Below are 21,018 nucleotides of genomic sequence, written 5' to 3' on the forward strand. Positions count from 1 at the left end.
TTTAGATTGAATAAAAAATAAGAAAAAAATAGAATAATACAAGGTGTTCTTTTTTCATCGACTATTGACACATTTAATTTATCTATTGTATAATTAGAGAGAAATAGCGTGACTAGCCTTTGTATAGGTGAGGTTAAATTGTTTTTTATTATCTATCGTTTTTTCTTATTTTATATAAGAACAAGAAAAAATATCGTTGTTTTGTTTTTGTTGAAAATATTTCAAAATCCTAAAAAAAATAATCTGTGTTCATATAAATTTATTAACTATATTTTTAAAAAAAGAGGAAACAAAAGTCATTTAAACTTTTGTTTCCTCTTTTAAATTTTTTATTCTTATCATTTTTTACGATTCGTCAAAATTAATCTCTAGTATGTCTAAAATTCTAGCTAGATCAGATTGCGATAAATATTCTATTTCGATCTTTCCTTTACCTTCTTTTTCTTGGATTGCAACAGTCGTTCCAAATTTGTCCATTAAACGATCTTCGCTTTCTCTTATATAGTAAGGTTTTTCTTTTACTAACTTACGATTTTTCTTCTGAACTTTTTTTCCTTGATTTTCATTAAGATCAATCACAATTTGTTCTAATTGACGTACAGTTAAATTTTCATCTACTACACGTTTTGCTACAGTTAAAATTGAGTCTTTATCTTTTAATCCTAATAAAGTTCTAGCTTGACCCATTGAAAGAATTTCGCTTTGAACTAATTCTTTTACTGGCGTTGGTAAAGTCAATAAACGCAGATAATTTGCAATATAGGGACGGCTTTTACCTAATCTTTCAGCAACTTCTACTTGCGTTAATTTTAAATTTTTCATCAACATATCATAAGCTTCTGCTTCTTCAAGTGGATTTAAATCTTCTCGTTGTAAATTCTCTAAAACCGCAATTTGCATCATTGCTTCTTCATCAAATTCTCTAACGATTGCAGGAATCGTTTCTTTTCCAGCTAATTTAGATGCTCTAAAACGACGTTCACCGGCAATAATTTCATAACCTTTAACGGTTGATTTTCGTATAATGATTGGTTGAAAAACACCAGACTGTTGAATTGAGTTCGCTAATTCTTGCAAAGAAGTTTCATCAAATGTTTTTCTTGGTTGATAAGGGTTGGGGCGCAAGTCATTTAAAGGAACTTGAAGAACTTCTTCTTTTTGAACATCTACATCTTCTAAACTAGCAAAATCTTGAAATAATGCATCAATACCTCTTCCTAATCCTTTACCTTTACTCATTCTCTAACACTTCCTTTGCTAGCGCTTGATAGACTTCGGCACCACGTGAACGTGCATCATAATCGATGATTGATAGTCCATGACTTGGCGCTTCTGATAATCTTACATTTCTTGGAATAATCGTATCATAAACTTTTTCGCGGAAGTATTTACGAACTTCTTCAACAACTTCGGCACCTAAATTAGTTCTGGCATCAAACATTGTTAATAATACTCCTTCGATTCTTAAATCAGAATTAAAATGTTTTTGAACCAAACGAATCGTATTTAACAATTGACTTAGCCCTTCTAAAGCGTAGTATTCGCACTGAACAGGAATCAAAATAGAATCACTGGCCGTAAATGCATTGATCGTTAAATGTCCTAAAGAAGGTGGACAATCAATTAAAATAAAATCATATTGATCATCGACTTCTCCGATTGCCGTTTTTAAGCGAGATTCTCTAGCCATCATAGAGGTCAATTCAATTTCAGCTCCAGCCAACTGAATAGTAGCTGGAACAATATCTAGGTTTTCTCTTGTTGTATGTTGAATCACATTTTTTATCGGTTCTTCATTTACTAAAACATCATACACATCGTGTGCTACATCTGGTTTACGTACACCAATACCACTCGTTGCATTCCCTTGAGCATCAATATCAATCAAGAGTACTTTTTTTCCACTGTAAGCAAGACACGCGCCAAGATTGACTGTCGTTGTTGTTTTACCAACACCGCCCTTTTGGTTTGCTACAGAAATAATTCGTGCCATGTGCTTTCCTCCATTTTACTTAATTGGTTGCTTATTCGGTAATCCTGGTTTTCTTGGATATTTTTTAGGGGTTTCTTTTTTCTTTTGAATCACTATAATATGGCGTTCATCTTGAGTAATTGGTAGTTCAAATGAACGCTCTTCTTGAAATTTACCACCTAATAATGCAATAGCTGGTTTCGCTTCATTCAATTCTTCTTCACTTTTAGAAGCCTTTAATGCAATAAAATAGCCTTCTTTTTTTACTAGAGGAATACATAACTCACTAAGAACATTTAAACGCGCAACTGCTCTTGCTGTGACATAATCAAAAGCGCCACGAAATTCTGGCGTTTGACCAAACGTTTCTGCTCGATCATGATAAAGTGAAACAGCTTCTAATCCTAATTGATTAACTAATTCCTTTAAAAAAGTAATTCGTTTGTTTAAAGAGTCGACTATTGTTACTTCTAATGTAGGAAAAACAATTTTTAACGGGATACTTGGAAAACCTGCACCTGCTCCAATATCACAAATCGTCTTGTTTGAAGAAAAATCTTCATAAAAACCAAGCGTAATTGAATCATAAAAATGTTTTAAATAAATTTCTTTTTCTTCTGTAATTGCTGTAAGATTCATTTTTTCATTCCATTGAACGAGTAAATGCGCATAATCGGCAAATTGTTGCATCTGGTGATCAGATAACTGGATATTTTTTTGACTTAGTAATTGCTTAAATTCTTCTGGAGTCATAGCTTTCCTTCCTTGTGTGAAACAGAAAAATGTTTCACAGTAGTCTTTCTTTACTTTAACTCAAATGGACTAATCATGCAATGATTTTTAGTAATATTTAAGGGGTTATTTTAGTCTTGTATTTTTTACACCAAAGAAAATCTTTGAATACCCCTAAGCTTTTTCTTGCAATAAGATGGCTCAGAAAAAACTTACGAAAAAAATTTTTTTATGCTAGTCTTGAAGATAGTTGCTCTCACGCAACAATCGAAATTGGAATAGGAGAATTTTATGTACAAGAATACAAAAGAAAAAGTGATTTTTACTGCGGTAATGTGTGCAGCAATGATTTTTTTTATGAGTTGCTATAATCTGATTTTAAATTTAGGTTTTACGTGGCAGATTTTTATTGAAGCAATCAAAGGATTTCCCTTATTTTTTATTATTGGATTTATTTTAGATTTTTTTATCATAGGAAAAATTGCTGGGATTTTGAGCCAGCTTGTTACACACGAAAAAACAAAACCTATGATTAAAATTTTAAGTATGCAATTTTTTATGGTAACTTTCATGTGTGTGATTATGTCTTCCTTAAGTACCTTTTTACATACTGGCTCTCTCGCTTCTTTACCTATTACCATCATCAAAAACTATCTGGTCGCCTTTTTACTTCAAGTTGCAATCATCGCTCCTGTTGTACGTTTCCTAACACAATCCTTATTTCAAAGTAGCTATTTCACGGCTAGTGAAGGAAGGATAGACTAAGATTTATCAAAAAATTTAGTTGCAGATCGTTTTAGGATTAGTGCGAAAATCACAAAACGTAGCTTACCGATTACATAAGCTACGTTTTTTTGATTTTCCATTAAAATTGCTTAAAAGTCGAGTTCCTCTATTATTTTCAGCCCCAACCTAGTTTCCTTCAACAATGTTTCACGTGTAACACCACGTCTAAAATAGTTTAACACAAACAATCGAGTACTTTATTTTAATTAAAAGAGTAAATTTCTACAAAACACGAAGAGCTTTATTTTTCGCTAAATAAAATGGACGAAGATAAGCCACAGTGTTAGACAAAGGGAGAACATCTTCACTTAATTGAATACCTAACTCTGTTTGAAGATATTCTTTTCTAGTTTGGATTCGTTGCCACATATCAGGATAATTTGACGCTAGTTGCTGTTGTAATTCTTTATCTGCTAACGCCACGCACTCTTCTGCACTGGTTCCTGTATAACCTGCAACCAATGGAATAATATCAATTTGTAAAATCATCCCACTTTTCAATTTTTCACTAGAGTTTGGATAAATAGGAGAAGACATCCATTCCTCATCTGCCACTAAATGACCTGGATTCAAGTGCCAACCATAATTCTCTTTAGGAAAAACAGTTTCAATATTTTGATACATTTCTTGCCCAGACATTCCGACTTTAATCGTTTCTAACCAAGTTACTACTGCACGGTAATAGGGTTTTACCATTCGTTCTAAATAATCACTTTGATTTTCTGGTAATTGAGCTTCATTTTCTACAACAAAACCAGTCCGACTAGATAAACCACCTTTATACCCTGTCGTTAAAGATAGTGGATCACTTAATTTCACTGCCTTATGAGTTGGATAGACGTTAGCAAATTCAAATCGTTGACCAGTTGCTGCAATCGTAACAACTGAATTTGTCTGACCTTCAGCAGTTAATAAATTTCCTAATTCAGCTTCAGTAACGCCCACATCTACTGCATTCATTGCTGTTAAAATACAAGTTGAAGCTAAATTAGCGCCATATTCATAATGCGCTAATTCATTCGCATTATGAACGGTACGAACACCATCTAACCCTCCAATCAGTAAATGGGTAGCATTTTGAATCACCACCTGTTCCTGGCAACACTCGATTAAAGCTTGCATCATAAAATAAGGTAAATCAAAATGCTCTTTAGGATCCGAATGCACTGTTGTAAACATTTTCCAACCAACTACACCGATTTTATTTTTCCCTGCTAAGCCTAACTCTTTAAAAATATCACTTAGTGCTCGTTCATTTTCCATCGGTTGATTAGGTAATGAAAATAGTGGGGTATGGACTAGCTCATTCGCTAAACGGGATACCTTAGCCATTTTTAAATTTTCATTCCCTAAAATCAGTGTCGCTTCTCCATTTTTTTCTAATACTAAAAGTGCTTCTTCAAAACGTGGAATAAACCCTGTTAAGTATTCAAAATTCCCTCCGTGCTCTTTATCGGCATAAATGATTAATGTATCAAAGTTTTCAGTATTCATTGCCTGCAACAGCTTATTTTTTCGCTCTGCCATCGTTTCATCTGATAAAAATGCTGGGGCAATTCCTTTAAAAATCATTGGTTCTTTTACTTCTTCTAAAACAATTTTTTTATTCATTACAAATCTCCGTCCTGATTTTTATTTTGAGAGTTGAAACAAAAGTAAAACTCTGAAAAAAGTGCCTTTCTGTCTTAACTAGTTATATACTCTTGGTTTGGATAAAAAAACTTGAATTAAACAGAGTCATTAGCTGAAATTTCTTTCACTAAATTGTACCATCGCTGCCCTCCATGAGTAGAAGCAGACAGTCCTAGATTTTCATAACCATTTTTCTTATAAAATGGAATTAATTCTTCTTTACAAGTGAGTGTGACTGTTTTACGCTGGTTTACACAAGCAGATTGATAGAGCGTATCTAACAATTGACTCGCAATCTGCTGATGTTGATATTCTTTAGAAACAGCTAAGCCCAAAACACTTTGATAGCCTCCAGAAACGGGATTTTTTTGGATTGTTTCAAAAAGATCATCTGTGATAAACTCAGCATCAATTACTGGTCCATTGATATATCCTAGAATCTTCCCATCTTCTTCTGCAACAAAAAAACTATCACTAATTATTGATAAACGTTCGATAAATGCATCTTTACTTGCTGCTTCCTCTTCTAGAAAGCATTCTTGCTCTATTTTAATTATTTGGTTTAAATCTTCTTCAACCGCATGACGAATAATCATTATTAACTTTCCCTTCTTCCTACTTTTCTATTCACAATAAAAGTATAACAAAAAAAGAAGAAAACACTCAATTTCTTGAAAAAACTCCTATCAATATGGGCTGAATTCCCAATTACAAAAAAAATACCCATCCTATGGGGGTAGGACGGGAAAGGAGTTAAAAATGAAAAAGTGTTTTGTTAGGGTTGTTTGTTGGTATACATATATATTAAAAGATAAATATGAAGAATTTATGTCGAAAAATCATCTAATTTCGGATGATTTTATTAAAGCATTGTAAAGATTGTCAAAACTAATCTACTCATCTTTCCAGACAGAAGATATAGAGCTAAGCAATTCACTAAACTATTCGTAATTGATTACAATAAATTTAAAAAATAAAAATAAGATTTGGAAAAAGTTTTTTTGCTTTTACATCACTTTCATCTTTTGAAATATACAAAAAATTTTTGATATATTTTAAGCCCCTAGTTATTCTTTGGATGTCATTCATTTGATACTATATTTATCTACAAAAAAACACCCGTCCTATGGGGTAGGACGGGAAAGGAGTTAAAAATGAAAAAGTGTTTTGTTAGGGTTGTTTGTTGGTATACATACATATTAAAAGATAAATATGAAGAATTTATGTCGAAAAATCATTTAATTTCAGAGGATTTTCTTAAGACATCATAAAATATCAATCTATTTCTTTACTAGCCCAAGCATCAATTTCAAGTTTAATCGTCGGAGCGGCTAATGCTTTGACATATAATAATGTCATACAGACTTCTGTTCCAGCTAAGAAATCAGTCAAAATTTTGGTTCTTACTTCTAAATCAATTGGATCAACAAAGTATAACACCATTTTAGTTAAATTTTTTACGCTCATTCCCGCTGCTTCTAAATTCAAAGCAAGATTGTGTAGCGCTAGTTTAAATTGCTCAGCTACATTTTCTGGTATGTGCTTATCGATATCCATTCCTACTTGACCAGATAAATTTAACCAGCGATTATTTCCAGTTACCTCAATTTGATGGACATACGCACCTAAAGGTGGATGGACTGTTTTAGGATTTCTACTTGTTTTCATTCGCTTGACCTCCATTTCTATTTCTCACTATAACATAGTCTCAAATAATTTTTAAAAAAAGAATCTTAGCTATTTTTTTCTAGTAACATGAACTGTTATTTTAAATAAAAAAATACCCGTCCTATAGGGGTAGGACGGGAAAGGAGTTAAAAATGAAAAAGTGTTTTGTTAGGGTTGTTTGTTGGTATGTATATATAATAACCAGAAAATATGAATTTTTTATGTAAAAAAAATGGATTCTTTCGTACTAATATTTGTTTTAATACAGAAGTTATTTTATTTTTTATAAAATAATTTTAAAATAGATAGAGTTTCATTGTTTTGAGTTGATTTTGTTTTTATTAATAAATGTTAGTGAAAGAAGACAAACAGTGGGAGTAGAAGTAACGCTTACCGAAATAAGCACTTCAATTCCACCCACAGTTTAGTTAAGTAGCTTATGAAAAAAGGTAGCTATATTGATTTGTTTTCAATCGCTACTTTACTTTATTTCTAGCTTGTAACTATTTTTACTCCGGCAAGCTCCGAAATCCAAGTAATGCTCTACCTACAGCATTGACTCAGTTTCCCCAAGTATAATCGAAACAAGACGCCACTCTCTCAAACCTATTCGTTTGCCAACTATATTTTACTTCATTGTTAATTAAAAAAGCCTCTGCCCCAAGTAGTTGCTGTATTTCCATCATCTGGACCAACTGCAATATAACGTCGATGACCATTATAGCTAATATAACTAATCCAAACATATCCATTGCTTGAGATATAGGAATCGTAATTAATCGCCATTCCTGGTAAATAATAATCCAAAGCAGGACTAGTTTTATCATCGGGGTTAGTATCCGCACTAACTGGCAACTTCTGGTTAGGGTAAAAGGTACCTCGCATGGTAATTAAGGTTGAAGCTGGTTTATTTTCTACTTTGTTTGCTGGACTTTTACTTGCTGGTGCTGTCGTATTTTGTGAAGTTTTCGGCGAATAACGATAAATAGTTACGGCTGGACAACCATTTAAAGACCAAATAGCATCATGATCATTCACTGAAATTCCGTTATGCCCATAATTACAATGGATAATTGTGTCGTTGTCATCAACAAAAATACCTGTATGTCCTGCTGCGCCTCCAGAAGCACCACGCTGTCCCCAAATAAAAATATCGCCTTTTTTAGCTGGATAACTGCCAGTCGCATCTAATTGAATTTTTTTCCAATTCGCTTGTTCAAGATGCGTAAAAAGTGAATCCGTGTTTCCGATTGTCTTCGCAGATAAAAAACCACCCGCAATTAATGCAAAATAAACGGCACTTGAACAGTCATAACTAGTTGGACCTAATCGCGCATTCATCGAATACGTTACTTTCCCTTTTCGCTCCGTCATCCAGTGAATCATTTTGTTTAAATCACTCATTTTTCTTTTCCTCCTTCAAAAAAGTATCTGCCTTGATGGCCGCTTGTGTAAAACTGTTGTTTTTCCACCAATTCAATAAGGTAGAAAAAACTGTAAATAATAAAGACACCACTTGATAAATAGTCTCATCGACAATATCAAGGGTGCCTTTTCCTGCGATAGCCAAAATTTGATTGATCAATGCTAAAACTAAAATAATTGTTCTAGCAATCGTTTCAGATGATATTTTTTCCATATTCTCACTTCTTTCTAAATAATGTTTTGATTCGTTCATCATGTTTTATGACGCTATCTTCAATATCGCCAATTTTTTCTTCGTGATCCTCTAATTTATCTACGACTTCAGAATACCGTTCATGCAATAATCTTGTTTCTTTCGCTACGTTTTCTGATAAATAGGTAATGGCTTCAGATAACCCATCAAGATTTTTCTTAATGGGATCTGAAATGTTGTTCTTAATTGCTTCATACGCTTTTTTTCCAATCCAAATCAACCAAGCTCCTAATGAGCCTAAAATAGCGATTAGCGCCGCAACTTCTGCAATTGTAAAACCTAAAAACTTCATCATTTCTCCCCTTTCCTACATTTAACCGCTTTTACTAACAAACAGTTTCTAATACCCTTTTTGATATGCGATCGCCATATCGTGATCTATATAAACGTAGATAGATTTTTAAACAATTTAATCAGGGTGTTCGAATCGATTAAAAATCATCTGCCGGAATTTTCTAATGAAACATACTGAAATAGTTACTATTCTCAACAATCAAGAGAGACGAATGTTTACTGTTTGGCACATTTGACTGGAAGATAATCGATTTTCATTTTTGCGCTTCCATCAGTCTGTGCTTTATTAGAAACTTTCGATGATATCATTTTAGCTTGAAAAATTAAGTTAAAAATTCGGTTATCATCCGAATTTTTAAATGTACTTTTAGTTTCATTAATGAAAACTAGTTAGAAAGGAATAATCAGTAGTTCAAGAAAAGAACTCCTTAGCTTTCGAATTGTTAACTCTTTTCTTGATAGAACAATCATATATCGAAATCGAACCTCTAAAATCCGCATATCGTTCACAATTAGTTGTAATTTATATACTATGGAAAATTGGTAATTTAAACAGTAATTTTTTTATTCTGAGTGAACTTACGAATTATTTTCTTAACTCTACATCAAATCGTTAAATTTAAATCTTTTGCTACCATTAAAAAAAATTGATCACGTAACTCAAACGCCTTTGTTCTACCAACAAAAATCAAACCATTAGTAATTAATCCTTGAATATTATATTTAGGCATTCTTCGCATGTATAATTCTTGGATAATCACTTTGGTGTCTTCACAACATTCTTCTAAAACCATAGAAACCACTCGTTTATTACGCTCCAAAGCAGCTAAGCGTTGATCCTGTTCAATAGTAATCATTAAATAGTCCTGTACATCATAGTTACCATGTTTCGCTTTAATTCCCGCATTTAAATCATTTTCTCGATAAGGATATCTCAGTTCTTCTTGTCGTTGTTTAATATACTCATCAACTCTTGGGTAATCAGCTACAATTTCCTTGACATAATTAAATGTTGCTTTTTTCATTTTATTTTCCTCTCTCATTCGCTTCTCTCTTTTTCTAATAGTCAAAATAAAAAAATTCTCTTTTAAACGTTTTCTATAGATACTATTCTTATTAGATGATTGTTTTAGCTAGATTTTGGACCTTTTCAACTATTTCTTCGTTTCTCATCCAGTTTTCGGTGCAAATCCATTGATAAATTTGATTCATTTTTTCTGATGTAGCTGGATCTCTCTGAATTAGTTCATTTAAAAGAACTTCGTCACGGTCAACATTCTTAATAAGGGTGACATCTAATTTCTTTTGAATACTAAAAATATTTTCTAGAGAAAGATTCCACGTTTTTCTTACCGCTAGTTTTGTATTTCCACTAGTCAATTCGCGCCAACTCATTCCTTTTTTCGCTCGTAATTCATCAACAACTGTCCAAAATTCTTCCATCGTTACTATACGCACACTTCATCACTCCACTTTTTTCATTTCAAAAACAGTCAACTTTAAATAACTTTTTGATCACTTAAAACTAACGTAGTCTAATTTTATTACATTTTTGTTCAAAAAAACTGCCATTTTTCTATCAACAGACTCCCAAAAAACTCCCACTATATTTTCAACTTTTACTTTCATTACTTGATAAAATAAGGTACAGAAAAATTCAGTTGTTACGAGACAGTAAAATCATGTACTTGATGGAATTTAAACAATTGTAAAATTGTCATTTTTTAAAGTGTTTCACATGAAACAACTCGTTAATGAAACTTGGATAAAACAAAAAAGAGTATGAAACAAAAGTAACACTCACTTTTGTCTCATACTCTAAAATTGACTATTAGATGGCAATAAACGAAAAACCACAAAAATTTCTGTGGTTTTCCGTTTATTCTTGTAACTTAGACTTAATGCTTCTACTAAACTTATCTATACTTCAAATACTTACCTGTTCATTCAGCCTAATTTAGAATGATTAATCTACCTATGAGATTTATCGCTCTTCAATCAATTAGCTCTAAAAAATCAACGGTGTTAACTCAATGGTATAAACACCTTTTTTCCATAAAACCTGTAATTCATTTTGATTAAGTGGTCTTGTATAATTCATGCTTTTTTCTATTGCCTTAGAACTCCCTATTAATGGGGCTTTTTTTAAGACAAAAGTTTCTACTACTTGATCATTTAATACATAAGTAACGGTTGTATCATTGATCTTATCTGTATTTTTAAAACTTACCTTAGCAAATTGTTGCTCTTCATCAATCGATTTGATACTAGCCGAAATAGCTTCTGAGTTTTTTGCTAAAACTCCGATATTTTGATTAATCATTGTTTCAGCAGCTTTACTATCAATATAATAACTACCAACTATTTTTTTATCCTGTAACTGAACAGGTAATGTGGCCTTTTCAACCATTGGATAATAAGGTTTATCTGTTTCAATAGCTAAGAATAGTGGTGTATCATATGGTAATTTTTGTAAATTATACCCTTGCGCGATTGTTGTCGTTTTTGTACTAGCTAGCTCTTCGCCAGCTTCATTATAAACAATGACACGACTATTTGAACCCGCTAAATCTAGTTTTCCTTTTTTTCCTTCTCCAGTATTGTCTGCGAAAACAGACCCTTTAATAGATCCGTATTCTTTGATTCCAAAAAATAAATCATTCGTCTTCTTAACCTTTAATCCTGTAAAATCATACGCATTTCCATAATAATCCACAACTGCCAATCGAAAAACTGGCATGTTTTCAGCTAATAGCGTATTGGTTTTATTTAAATAGCCCAATGTATCTGTTACAGTTTTAGCATGATCTTCTCCAAGCACTTTTTCATAATTGATTTTATTTGCTTCATCATATATTTTCGGGAAAATTGTAAATAAAGATTGTAAATACGTATTATCATTATTTGTATTAATATCTCCACTATTAAGTAAAGTGGCATTATTTAACACAGACTGAATATCTCCTCCACTAAGCATTTCAATGATTGCTTTGATTCGATCCGTGTTTTCCAAAGAATCTTTTAATGTTAAATTAAATGGTGAACGAATTACTACATAAACACCATTGTCAACGTTAGGCATAATAATTCCTTGTTGATTTGCTGACGTACGTAAGTAGATTCCATCTGTTAAATCTACATTCCCATCTTTTAAGGCACTTGAAATCACACGATTGACATCAATCGTTTCTAATGAATTACTTTGAAGTGCCTTCTTGAATTTTTTCAACTCTAAAATAATCATAGTTTTACCATCAATCAATTCTTCGCCTTCATCTTTTATGCCGTTTTGATTATGATCCGAAAAAGGGAAAACATTGATATTCGTTTGTTTATTTAATGGTAAATCTTGTGTGAAAACCATCTCTTTATCCGTTAATCGTACAGTAATAATACCACTTCCATCAAAAATGCTCTTTTCTATGGCACTTACTTTATAATCTTCCCTAAGACTTTGATAACGAATATAGTACGTTCCTTTTTTTAATTTGGTAAACGTATAGCTGCCTAATGATGTAGTTGTTTGAACCGCTACTGGTTTGGATTCATTTTGTGCCTCATTTAAAGTTTTATAAAGAGAAACCTTCACCTCTTTTAGTGGTATTTCCATCTGCAAACGATCATACACACCATTATTATTTAAATCTTGAAAGCTTGTCCCTGTAATCGTTCGTACAGGTAAATCAATTGCGGCTTCCGCTGTTTGCCCACTATACAAAACCAAACTAACCAACAAAATAGAAACTAACAACAATAACTTTTTCATTTTTCTCCACCCCTAGTATCATAAATATAAACCCGAAATAAAATACTCTAAAACAACTAAATAAAAATAAATATTTCCCCCATCATTCACTTAAATTCTAAGAGTAATTGCTAAAAAATATTCCGAATCCACTTAGATAATATCATTTATTTAATCATAAAAAAACATTTTCCATATTCTTTTAATTAAATTTTAACACAAAACAATAAATCATTTTTGTAAAGTGAAAAAATAAAGATTATTAGATAAAATATATCCTCATTTTGAAATAAAATATTAATATATAACAGAAAAAATGTTTGTTTTTTATATAAAAACCTTAAAAAAAACTTATACAAATAAACGATACGTCGTAAAAAGCAATAACTCACAAAATTAACAAGAAACACGAACGGTTTCGATTCAATGTCGAATCATTCTTACCTGGTGTTTTTCAAATTTTTGTGAGTTGTCGCTTATTCCGTAGGAGTTGCTTCTGCTCCTACCGTTTATCAAGGTCATAAAACAATCGTATAGAATTGATCAATTGGACGAACGAACCATCAGTTATTGCGCTCTTTGCAATGAATGATGGAGAGGAAAATATCGAGAGTCTGATTATTTTATGATATTTATTTAGTTTTAGGGCATAGAACAAAAGTGATTACTATTTTTTCATTATTAACGGATTTGATAAACTATCTATAGAAAATTTATACTGTTCTCTTTCTGTATTTCTTTTAAAAAATTCTTTATTATACATATCTATTTCGTCTAATTTTCTCACCATATTAGTTTATTATTTTTAAACTTTGTTCTATCTAGCAAATAATCAACACTTACATCGAAGTAATCAGCTATCTTAATTAATGTACTAGCCGTCCAATCAATTTTTCCAGTTTCATATTGAGAATAAGTATTTTGAGAAACATTTAATAGCTCTGCCATTTGTTGCTGTGTCATATCATTATCTTCTCTGATTGAACGAATATTTTTATATGTCATCTTCATCACCTGTTTTTATTATGAATAACTTTATGTAAAAATTAAATTATATTAGTTGAAGACATATGAAAAAAGAGAATCAATCATCAGTTGATAACCATATTTATTTTTATAGAAAGAGATTCAAAATATCACAACAAGAATTAGCTAGTAAAGTGGGGGTCTCTAGGCAAACTATCACCCAATTAGAAAAAAATCGTTACAATCCTTCTCTATTGATTGCATACAATATAGCAAAAATTTTTCAGATGAGAATTGAGGAGGTTTTCAGCTTTATTAATGACGATTGAAAAAAGTATCAATAAAAAAAGTCAACAGCGACGTTAGGAACGTAATGGCTGTTGACTTCTTTTTTATTGGGCTATTTTTTACTTTTCAAATCAATCATAATAACTCTTAATTAGATAGCTTTCGTTCAATACGAAGCTTTGAAAAAATGGTATTCTTTTCTAGTTCAAAGAAGGTAAATCTCTTGCTAAGCTTCATTTTTAGAAGTGGTTTTTGCAATTTTCCCTTGTTCGATATAAACCATTAAAATACTCAAATCAGCTGGATTAACACCACTGATTCGACTTGCTTGAGCAATTGTTTCGGGTTGGATTTTTTGTAGTTTTTGTTTCGCTTCTGTTGCTAATCCATTGATGGCTTCATAATCAATGTTTTCAGGAATGCGTTTGGCTTCCATGCGTTTTAGTTTCTCCACTTTATCCAAGGCTTTTTTGATGTATCCCTCGTACTTAATTTGGATTTCGACTTGTTCAATCACTTTATCATCCAATTCATCTTCTGGTTTCAGGATAAATTGCAGGACTTCATGATAGGTCATTTCAGGTCGTTTTAAGAAGTCACTCGCAAGAACACCATCTTTTAATGGAACTGATCCTTTCGCTGCTAAAAAGTCTTGTACTTCCTGCGTAGGCTTGACTCTAACTGAAGCTAGACGAGCAATTTCTTTTTCAACCGCTGCTTTTTTTGTTTGATAAGCTTGATATTGGTCTTCTTTTACCAAACCAATTTCATGTCCTTGTTCAGTTAAACGTAAGTCAGCATTATCATGACGTAAAATCAATCGATATTCTGCGCGTGAAGTTAATAATCGATACGGTTCATTAGTTCCTTTTGTTACTAAATCATCAATCATAACACCAATATATCCATCACTGCGTTTCATAACAAAGGGTTCTTTACCTTGAACTTTAAGCGCAGCATTAATTCCAGCGATTAATCCTTGTCCAGCAGCTTCTTCATAACCACTTGTACCATTTGTTTGTCCTGCCGTAAATAAATTTTCGATTACTTTTGTTTCTAAAGTCGGACGTAGTTGATGAGGAACGACTACATCGTATTCAATCGCATAACCTGTACGCATCATTTCAGCTTTTTCTAAACCTGCAATCGAGTGAAGAACTTCTGATTGAACATCTTCTGGTAATGAAGTCGATAACCCTTGAACATAAACTTCTTCGGTATTTAAACCTTCTGGCTCTAAAAATAATTGATGACGCGGTTTATCCGAAAAACGAACGATTTTATCTTCGATTGATGGACAATAACGTGCGCCAACCCCTTCAACAATTCCAGTAAACATAGGGGCACGATGTAAATTGTTTTGAATAATTTCGTGTGTTCCTTCATTTGTATAAGTTAACCAGCAAGGTTGTTGGTTCAAATTATACGCGCTATCAGGTGTTGCGAAACTAAAATGATTTGGTTTTTCATCCCCAGGCTGTTCTTCAGTCACTGAATAATTGATGGAACTTGATTTTACCCTTGGTGGCGTCCCTGTTTTAAAACGATCCATTTCAAGTCCTAATTCTTTTAAATGATCCGCTAAACCGATTGATGGTAATGAGTTATTTGGACCGGAAGAATATTTTAATTCACCAATAATAATTTCTCCGCGAAGAGCTGTCCCAGCAGTAATAATCACAGCATTACTATAGTATTGAGCACCTGTTGTAGTGACCACACCTTTACAAATACCGTCTTCTACGATCAACCGTTCTACGATTCCTTGACGAAGCGTTAGATGCTCCGTTTTTTCGATGGTGTGTTTCATTTCAGAAGCATACGCGTGTTTGTCCGCTTGGGCGCGCAACGCGCGGACTGCGGGGCCTTTTCCTGTATTGAGCATCCGCATTTGGATGTATGTTTTATCTATATTGTGTCCCATTTCGCCGCCTAGAGCATCAATTTCTCGAACAACGACTCCTTTGGCTGGTCCACCAACCGATGGGTTACACGGCATAAAGGCAACCATATCTAGATTGATTGTTAAAAGTAAAGTTTTACTGCCCATCCGAGCAGAAGCTAACGCAGCTTCTGATCCAGCATGCCCAGCACCGACCACGATTACATCATAAGTATCTGCTTTAAATTGGTTCATCGACTCTTCCTCTCTATTTTCCTAAGCAAAATTGGCTAAATAATTGCGTGATTAATTCATCTTGAACACTATCTCCTACGATTTCACCTAAATAATCCCAGCAGCGTGTCATATCCATTTGTACTAAATCGACAGGCATCCCTAATTCAATACCATTTATTACTTCATCCAAAGCTAAAACTGCTTGGTCCAATAATGCGATATGACGAGTATTGGAAACATAGGTCGCATCTTTGTCTTCCGTTTCTCCACCAAAGAATAAATCTGCAATTTTTACTTCTAACGCATCCATTCCTGTATTCGAAAGAACAGAAACCGGTAAAATTTCTTCGGCTTTGATCCAGGGAGCTAATTCAGATTCTCTTAATTTTTTTGGTAAATCCGTTTTATTTAACAAAATAATCCGTTTTAAGCCTTCTGTTGCTTCAAGTAATTGTTTATCTTCTTTTGTTAACGGTTCGCTTTGATTCAATACAAGTAAAATCAGCTCTGATTCTGCTAATGCTTTGCGACTCCGTTCAACGCCGATTCGTTCAACGATATCTTCCGTTTCACGAATTCCCGCTGTATCAATCAATTTTAATGGGACACCACGAACATTGACATATTCTTCAATCACATCTCGTGTTGTACCAGCAATGTCTGTAACGATTGCTTTTTCTTCTTGTAGTAAATGGTTCAATAAACTTGATTTTCCAACATTCGGTCGTCCAATGATTGCTGTTGTTAAGCCTTCACGCAAGATTTTTCCTTGTTTTGCCGTTGTTAACAAGCCTTCGATTTGAGCTTTGACAAATCCTGCTTTTTCTAAAAGTAACTTGGTCGTCAATTCTTCCACATCGTCATACTCAGGATAGTCAATATTGACTTCAACCTGTGCTAACGTTTCTAAAATTTCTTGCCGTAATGAGCGAATCAACGTAGAAAGATTGCCATCTAATTGATGTAACGCAACGCTCATCGCCTTATCTGTTTTTGCACGAATCAAATCCATGACCGCCTCAGCTTGTGAAAGATCCATACGTCCATTTAAAAAAGCACGTTTGGTAAATTCACCTGGTTCAGCTAAACGTGCACCTTCTCTTAAAAGTAGTTGTAATAATTGATTCACAACTACGATTCCGCCATGACAATTAATTTCAACAACATCTTCTCGAGTGAATGTCTTTGGCGCGCGCATCAATGACACCATCACTTCATCTACTACTTCATCCGTTTTTGGATCAACAATATGCCCATAATGAATGGTATGTGTCTGCATATCATTTAATTTCTTTTGACCACACGTATAAACTCGATCGACAATTTTAACCGCTTGATCGCCACTTAAACGAACTATACTGATTGCCCCTTCTCCGGGTGGGGTGGAAATTGCTGCAATCGTATCAAATTCTAAAGTTACTTGTTGCACAGATCTCTTCCTTTCATTATTAACAGTCTAAACACTTCTGTTTTTAGGTTAAAGATTTTTTATTTAATGACGTATAAACTACAAAAAAAGCGCCCACTCCACCCCTATTTTTTCAGGTTGGATTTAGCCCTTTCACTGCGTAAATTCCTATTAAATTCTTGGATTAGGATAGCACATTTTTATTGATTTAGCAACTTCTTTCAAAAATTTTGAGACAAAATGTTTCGGCTAAACTGACTCAAAACTAAGATTTTTCAATCGATACACGTTCATTTAGTCGAATAGCATGAACGAACTTATTTAAAAACATGTAAAAAAAATGTTTGTATGATACACAAGAAATTTTTTTGACGTCCCTTAATATATAACAAACAAAAATATTATCTATCACTTCTTTTAATAATTTAGTATAATTAAAATAACATAAGGAAAGAGAGGTGAAAAAAATGCGACAATCTTTTTTTGATGGTGGACTTGCTAGTTATGTCGTTACCGCAATTATTGCTTGGCTTATAACTGTTGTAACATTCGGTATTTGTGCGCCATGGGGAATTTGCATCATGTATCGTTGGAAAATAGAGCATACGGTTATTGATGGGCGCCGTTGTCAATTTACAGGTACAGCAATGGGACTATTTGGAAATTGGATCAAGTGGTTATTATTAACAATCATTACGTTAGGTATTTACAGTTTTTGGCTACATATCAAACTTGAGCAATGGAAAGTTAGCCACACAAGACTTATGTAACCTAAGATAAAAGCAACCTAACTTTCTTATTTTATTTCATATCTATCTGTTCTAAGCAAACAACTTTTTTACTATTATTTATTTTATCATTCAAATTATTAGTTTCAGCATTAATTTTGCAATTATCTCTTTATATGCGTAAAATAAAAAGTAAGAAAAGACTTTTTTAGGAGGGATTTTATATGAAAAAATCACAAACAAATGAACTGACTGAGGTAGATTTAGAAAATCGTTTAAATGGAATCACTTTATCTACTGGAAATGTAAATAAAAAATATATCGTTCGAGATATTATTTTTGCAACAGATCGAATCGAAACAGACTTATTCTCTTCTAAAGTCAACCCGAATGAAGTCTTTAGTGGTGTTTATCGTCAATTAAAAGAGATTGCTTTTGAATATGAAGCCGATGCAGTGATTAACTGTCATTTTGAAGAAAAATACGTAGAATATCAAGGTAAATGGGTCGTAGAAATCTTTGCTTATGGGACAGTCGTTCAATTTACTCAAACAACTATTGGGTAAGGATAGTCCTAGCTAGTTACTAATTCACGAAACTAAGCCAAAATTTCCTAAAATCAGCTTTTGATTTTGGACAGATTTTGGTTTTTTAGTTACCGTAAAAATGACCATAAAAAAACCTGATTCATATGAACCAGGCTGGAAGAAGCAAATTGCTTCAACTACTTTATCATCGTATTTTACACGTTGATAAGAATGATTTCGTAATAAAATATACTTTGTTTTTTTTCATTTGTCAATGTATTTTTAGAGTTAAAAACAAACCTCTTTTTCAAGTAAATGGATTTCAACTGAAAAAATAACTTTAATATCTCTAAAAATTCCATCAATTAACATGGTTGAGATAAGAAGCTTTTTTACTCTTGCACAACCGCACTACTTATTTTTAAAGAAAAAAATTAGGGAGTATCTGAAAAATGTGAATTCCACAATCGTTCTCAGATACTCCCTTGTTGATTAAAAGTTCTTTTTAGCAGGTTCCACTACTAGATAGCGATAAGGTTCATCCCCTTCAGAATGCGTTTGAATCGCCTCATCTTTGCTTAACGTAAAATGAATTTGTTTGCGTTCAAAAGCTGGCATTGGTTCCAGAAAAACAGGTCTGCCTGTCTTCTTCACCTTATCAGCTGTTTTTTCAGCTAGTCGTTGTAAAATCGCTTGACGTTTTTCACGATAGTCTCCCACATTTACCACTACTGATAATTTATTTGCCGCTGTACGATGAATAAATACTTGTGCAAGATATTGAAGTGCATTTAAGACTTTCCCGTGTTTTCCAATCAAAATTCCTTGTTTGTTTGTTTCTAAATGGAAAACGATCAACCCTTCTTCTCTGGCTACTCGAACCATCGCTGGCGCATTCAATTCTTTAGAAATATTCGTTAAATAAACCGCCAATTCTTTTACTGCTTCTTCATCGCTTAAATTTTCTAAAACTTTGTTGCCTGTTATTGATGGCTGTTCTTCTTTATCAATTGCCTCAAGTGCTGCTTCTAATTTTTCTTCTCGATCTTCAATTATTACTTCTTCTACTGTCTCTTCAACAGCTTCTGTTATTTGTTCCGCCACTGTTGGTTCAATCGATACTTGTGCTTGTTTTTTACCAAAGCCCAAGAAGCCCTTTTTAGCATCGATTACTACGCTAATTTCCGCATTTTCTTTAGTCAAATTCAATTCTTTTAGACCAATCGCTATTGCTTCTTCAACCGTATTCCCCTCATAAACTGGCATTTTAGAACCTCCTTTTACCTCTTTTTATTTTTTTTCTTAGGATTTTGCGCTTTTTTCAGTGCTCTTTCTCGTTCTTTCACCAAGCGCTCAGCTTCCTCACGTTCTTTAATTATTTTAAATGGATTATTTAACAACATCGTTTGACCAACTTGGAAGGCATTTGAAACCACCCAATAAAGAGATAACCCACTTGCCAAGTTCATCCCCATAAAGAAAATCATCGCAGGCATCACGAAATTCATTACTTTCAATGAAGCATTGGATTCCACTTGACTCATACTCGTTAAATAAGTACTTGCAAAGGTAAAGACCGCCGCTAAAATCGGTAAAATGAAGTATGGATCTGGTTTTCCTAAGTTTAGCCATAAAAAACTACCTTGTTTTAATTCTGGTACACGTGAAATTGATTGATACAGCGCCATCATAATTGGCATCTGTACAAGTAATGGTAAACAACCAGCATATGGGTTTACATTATTTTCAGCATATAATTTTTGTTGCTCTTCACGGAACCGACGTTGTGTCTCTGGATCTTTAGATGAATATTGTTTTTGTAACGCCTTCAGTTTAGGCTGTATTTCTTGCGTTTTACGCATACTTTTTGTTTGAAATTGCATTAACGGTAATAAAATCACACGAATAATCAATGTGAATAAAATGATCCCAATCCCTGTATTTCCTGAAACAGATAAAAACTTGATTGCTTCAGCAAAATAGAAAACAATGTAACGATCCCAAATTCCAGTACTATCTTTACTGATTGGAGCTGTGCCACAAGCAGACAAAACAAAAACAAGCGTTACCAAGCCTGCCATTAATAATAAACGTTTATGTTGTTTCTTCACAAAATGATTCCCCTCTTAATTTAAAATTTTTGCAAGTTTCAATACATGTATTAAATTTGATTGAAGCTCTTCTGATGTTAGTTTTTCCACTCCTGGTCTAGCAATCACAATGAAGTCACAAGCTGGTTCAATGCCTTCTTGTATTTGATAGATTGATGCGCGGATTTTTCGTTTCACAGCGTTACGTGTTACTGCATTTCCAATCTTTTTACCGACAGAAATACCTACTCGAAAATGAAGTTGATCTGGCTTACTGAGCAGATAAACAACAAATTTTCGATTTGCATACGATTGTTTATTAAAAAAAACGGTTTGAAATTCTTTTTCTTTCTTTACTCTATAGGATTTTTTCATAGGTATCCCT

The 21,018-nt window shown here is 33.0% G+C and carries 22 protein-coding genes; 4 read left to right on the forward strand and 18 right to left on the reverse strand.

Going from position 1 to position 21,018, the window contains the following annotated elements; translation table 11 throughout:
- Nucleotides 1-345: 345 nt before the first annotated feature.
- Genes ACYSNW_RS08900 through rsmG form a run of 3 tightly spaced genes read right to left on the reverse strand, consistent with a single transcriptional unit; the run spans nucleotide 346 to nucleotide 2,725 of the window.
- Nucleotides 346-1,239 (reverse strand): ParB/RepB/Spo0J family partition protein, encoded by an 894-nt coding sequence (locus ACYSNW_RS08900; protein WP_461744134.1) that lies wholly within the window; start codon nucleotides 1,237-1,239, stop codon nucleotides 346-348.
- On the reverse strand, nucleotides 1,232-1,993 hold the full coding sequence (locus ACYSNW_RS08905) for a ParA family protein (protein WP_461744135.1): 762 nt from the start codon (nucleotides 1,991-1,993) through the stop codon (nucleotides 1,232-1,234). The genes ACYSNW_RS08900 and ACYSNW_RS08905 overlap by 8 nt, the downstream gene beginning before the upstream one ends.
- A 15-nt stretch (nucleotides 1,994-2,008) precedes the next feature.
- Nucleotides 2,009-2,725 carry a 16S rRNA (guanine(527)-N(7))-methyltransferase RsmG gene (gene rsmG / locus ACYSNW_RS08910; RefSeq protein ID WP_461744136.1) on the reverse strand — a complete coding sequence of 239 codons (717 nt, stop codon included), beginning with the start codon at nucleotides 2,723-2,725 and terminating at the stop codon, nucleotides 2,009-2,011.
- A 270-nt stretch (nucleotides 2,726-2,995) separates the two neighbouring features.
- Between rsmG and ACYSNW_RS08915 the strand changes: the two genes are divergently transcribed.
- A complete protein-coding gene (locus ACYSNW_RS08915) occupies nucleotides 2,996-3,469 on the forward strand; it encodes a hypothetical protein (RefSeq protein ID WP_461744137.1) in 474 nt (157 codons plus the stop codon).
- Nucleotides 3,470-3,712: 243 nt separating this feature from the next.
- On the opposite strand, the gene ACYSNW_RS08920 is transcribed toward ACYSNW_RS08915, so the two are convergent.
- From ACYSNW_RS08920 to ACYSNW_RS08965, 10 genes are all read right to left on the reverse strand, one after another.
- The gene (locus ACYSNW_RS08920; RefSeq protein WP_461744138.1) at nucleotides 3,713-5,101 is read right to left on the reverse strand and encodes a M24 family metallopeptidase; all 1,389 of its coding nucleotides are present in this window, start codon (nucleotides 5,099-5,101) and stop codon (nucleotides 3,713-3,715) included.
- A gap of 116 nt (nucleotides 5,102-5,217) precedes the next feature.
- The gene (locus tag ACYSNW_RS08925; RefSeq protein WP_461744139.1) at nucleotides 5,218-5,718 is read right to left on the reverse strand and encodes a GNAT family N-acetyltransferase; all 501 of its coding nucleotides are present in this window, start codon (nucleotides 5,716-5,718) and stop codon (nucleotides 5,218-5,220) included.
- A gap of 679 nt (nucleotides 5,719-6,397) precedes the next feature.
- Nucleotides 6,398-6,790, reverse strand: a complete 393-nt coding sequence (locus ACYSNW_RS08930; protein WP_461744140.1) for a RidA family protein — start codon at nucleotides 6,788-6,790, stop codon at nucleotides 6,398-6,400.
- Between the two features lie 639 nt (nucleotides 6,791-7,429).
- Nucleotides 7,430-8,194, reverse strand: a complete 765-nt coding sequence (locus ACYSNW_RS08935) for a peptidoglycan amidohydrolase family protein (protein WP_461744141.1) — start codon at nucleotides 8,192-8,194, stop codon at nucleotides 7,430-7,432.
- Nucleotides 8,187-8,429, reverse strand: coding sequence for a phage holin (locus ACYSNW_RS08940; protein ID WP_461744142.1), 243 nt, complete (start codon nucleotides 8,427-8,429; stop codon nucleotides 8,187-8,189). Before ACYSNW_RS08940 ends, ACYSNW_RS08935 begins: the two co-directional genes overlap by 8 nt.
- 4 nt (nucleotides 8,430-8,433) lie before the next feature.
- Entirely contained in the window at nucleotides 8,434-8,760 is a 327-nt protein-coding gene (locus tag ACYSNW_RS08945) for a hypothetical protein (protein WP_461744143.1), read from the reverse strand.
- A 607-nt stretch (nucleotides 8,761-9,367) separates the two neighbouring features.
- A complete protein-coding gene (locus ACYSNW_RS08950) occupies nucleotides 9,368-9,787 on the reverse strand; it encodes a transcriptional regulator (RefSeq protein WP_461744144.1) in 420 nt (139 codons plus the stop codon).
- A gap of 91 nt (nucleotides 9,788-9,878) precedes the next feature.
- Nucleotides 9,879-10,220 (reverse strand): hypothetical protein, encoded by a 342-nt coding sequence (locus ACYSNW_RS08955; RefSeq protein WP_461744145.1) that lies wholly within the window; start codon nucleotides 10,218-10,220, stop codon nucleotides 9,879-9,881.
- Between the two features lie 550 nt (nucleotides 10,221-10,770).
- Complete coding sequence (locus ACYSNW_RS08960) at nucleotides 10,771-12,528, reverse strand: SdrD B-like domain-containing protein (RefSeq protein ID WP_461744146.1); 1,758 nt, start codon at nucleotides 12,526-12,528, stop codon at nucleotides 10,771-10,773.
- A 762-nt stretch (nucleotides 12,529-13,290) separates the two neighbouring features.
- Nucleotides 13,291-13,512, reverse strand: a complete 222-nt coding sequence (locus ACYSNW_RS08965) for a helix-turn-helix domain-containing protein (protein WP_461744147.1) — start codon at nucleotides 13,510-13,512, stop codon at nucleotides 13,291-13,293.
- A gap of 65 nt (nucleotides 13,513-13,577) precedes the next feature.
- On the opposite strand from ACYSNW_RS08965, the gene ACYSNW_RS08970 reads away from it, so the two are divergent.
- Nucleotides 13,578-13,802 carry a helix-turn-helix transcriptional regulator gene (locus ACYSNW_RS08970; protein WP_461744148.1) on the forward strand — a complete coding sequence of 75 codons (225 nt, stop codon included), beginning with the start codon at nucleotides 13,578-13,580 and terminating at the stop codon, nucleotides 13,800-13,802.
- 185 nt (nucleotides 13,803-13,987) lie between these two features.
- Here the strand turns inward: ACYSNW_RS08970 and mnmG are convergent, their stop codons facing one another.
- On the reverse strand, nucleotides 13,988-15,898 hold the full coding sequence (gene mnmG, locus ACYSNW_RS08975) for a tRNA uridine-5-carboxymethylaminomethyl(34) synthesis enzyme MnmG (RefSeq protein WP_461744149.1): 1,911 nt from the start codon (nucleotides 15,896-15,898) through the stop codon (nucleotides 13,988-13,990).
- A gap of 13 nt (nucleotides 15,899-15,911) precedes the next feature.
- The gene (gene mnmE / locus ACYSNW_RS08980) at nucleotides 15,912-17,309 is read right to left on the reverse strand and encodes a tRNA uridine-5-carboxymethylaminomethyl(34) synthesis GTPase MnmE (RefSeq protein ID WP_461744150.1); all 1,398 of its coding nucleotides are present in this window, start codon (nucleotides 17,307-17,309) and stop codon (nucleotides 15,912-15,914) included.
- 446 nt (nucleotides 17,310-17,755) lie between these two features.
- On the opposite strand from mnmE, the gene ACYSNW_RS08985 reads away from it, so the two are divergent.
- Both ACYSNW_RS08985 and ACYSNW_RS08990 read left to right on the forward strand, forming a co-directional pair.
- Nucleotides 17,756-18,058: a DUF898 family protein gene (locus tag ACYSNW_RS08985; protein WP_461744151.1), complete on the forward strand. Its 303-nt coding sequence runs from the start codon at nucleotides 17,756-17,758 to the stop codon at nucleotides 18,056-18,058.
- 182 nt (nucleotides 18,059-18,240) lie between these two features.
- The gene (locus ACYSNW_RS08990) at nucleotides 18,241-18,582 is read left to right on the forward strand and encodes a hypothetical protein (protein ID WP_461744152.1); all 342 of its coding nucleotides are present in this window, start codon (nucleotides 18,241-18,243) and stop codon (nucleotides 18,580-18,582) included.
- Between the two features lie 453 nt (nucleotides 18,583-19,035).
- Here ACYSNW_RS08990 and jag read toward each other — a convergent pair whose 3' ends face one another.
- The 3 genes from jag to rnpA are packed head-to-tail and all read right to left on the reverse strand — an operon-like array spanning nucleotide 19,036 to nucleotide 21,008.
- A complete protein-coding gene (jag, locus tag ACYSNW_RS08995; RefSeq protein ID WP_461744153.1) occupies nucleotides 19,036-19,809 on the reverse strand; it encodes an RNA-binding cell elongation regulator Jag/EloR in 774 nt (257 codons plus the stop codon).
- A gap of 14 nt (nucleotides 19,810-19,823) precedes the next feature.
- Complete coding sequence (locus ACYSNW_RS09000; RefSeq protein ID WP_461744384.1) at nucleotides 19,824-20,624, reverse strand: YidC/Oxa1 family membrane protein insertase; 801 nt, start codon at nucleotides 20,622-20,624, stop codon at nucleotides 19,824-19,826.
- A gap of 45 nt (nucleotides 20,625-20,669) precedes the next feature.
- Nucleotides 20,670-21,008 carry a ribonuclease P protein component gene (rnpA, locus tag ACYSNW_RS09005; protein WP_461744154.1) on the reverse strand — a complete coding sequence of 113 codons (339 nt, stop codon included), beginning with the start codon at nucleotides 21,006-21,008 and terminating at the stop codon, nucleotides 20,670-20,672.
- Nucleotides 21,009-21,018: the final 10 nt, after the last annotated feature.

This window comes from Enterococcus sp. LJL99 (assembly GCF_054871725.1).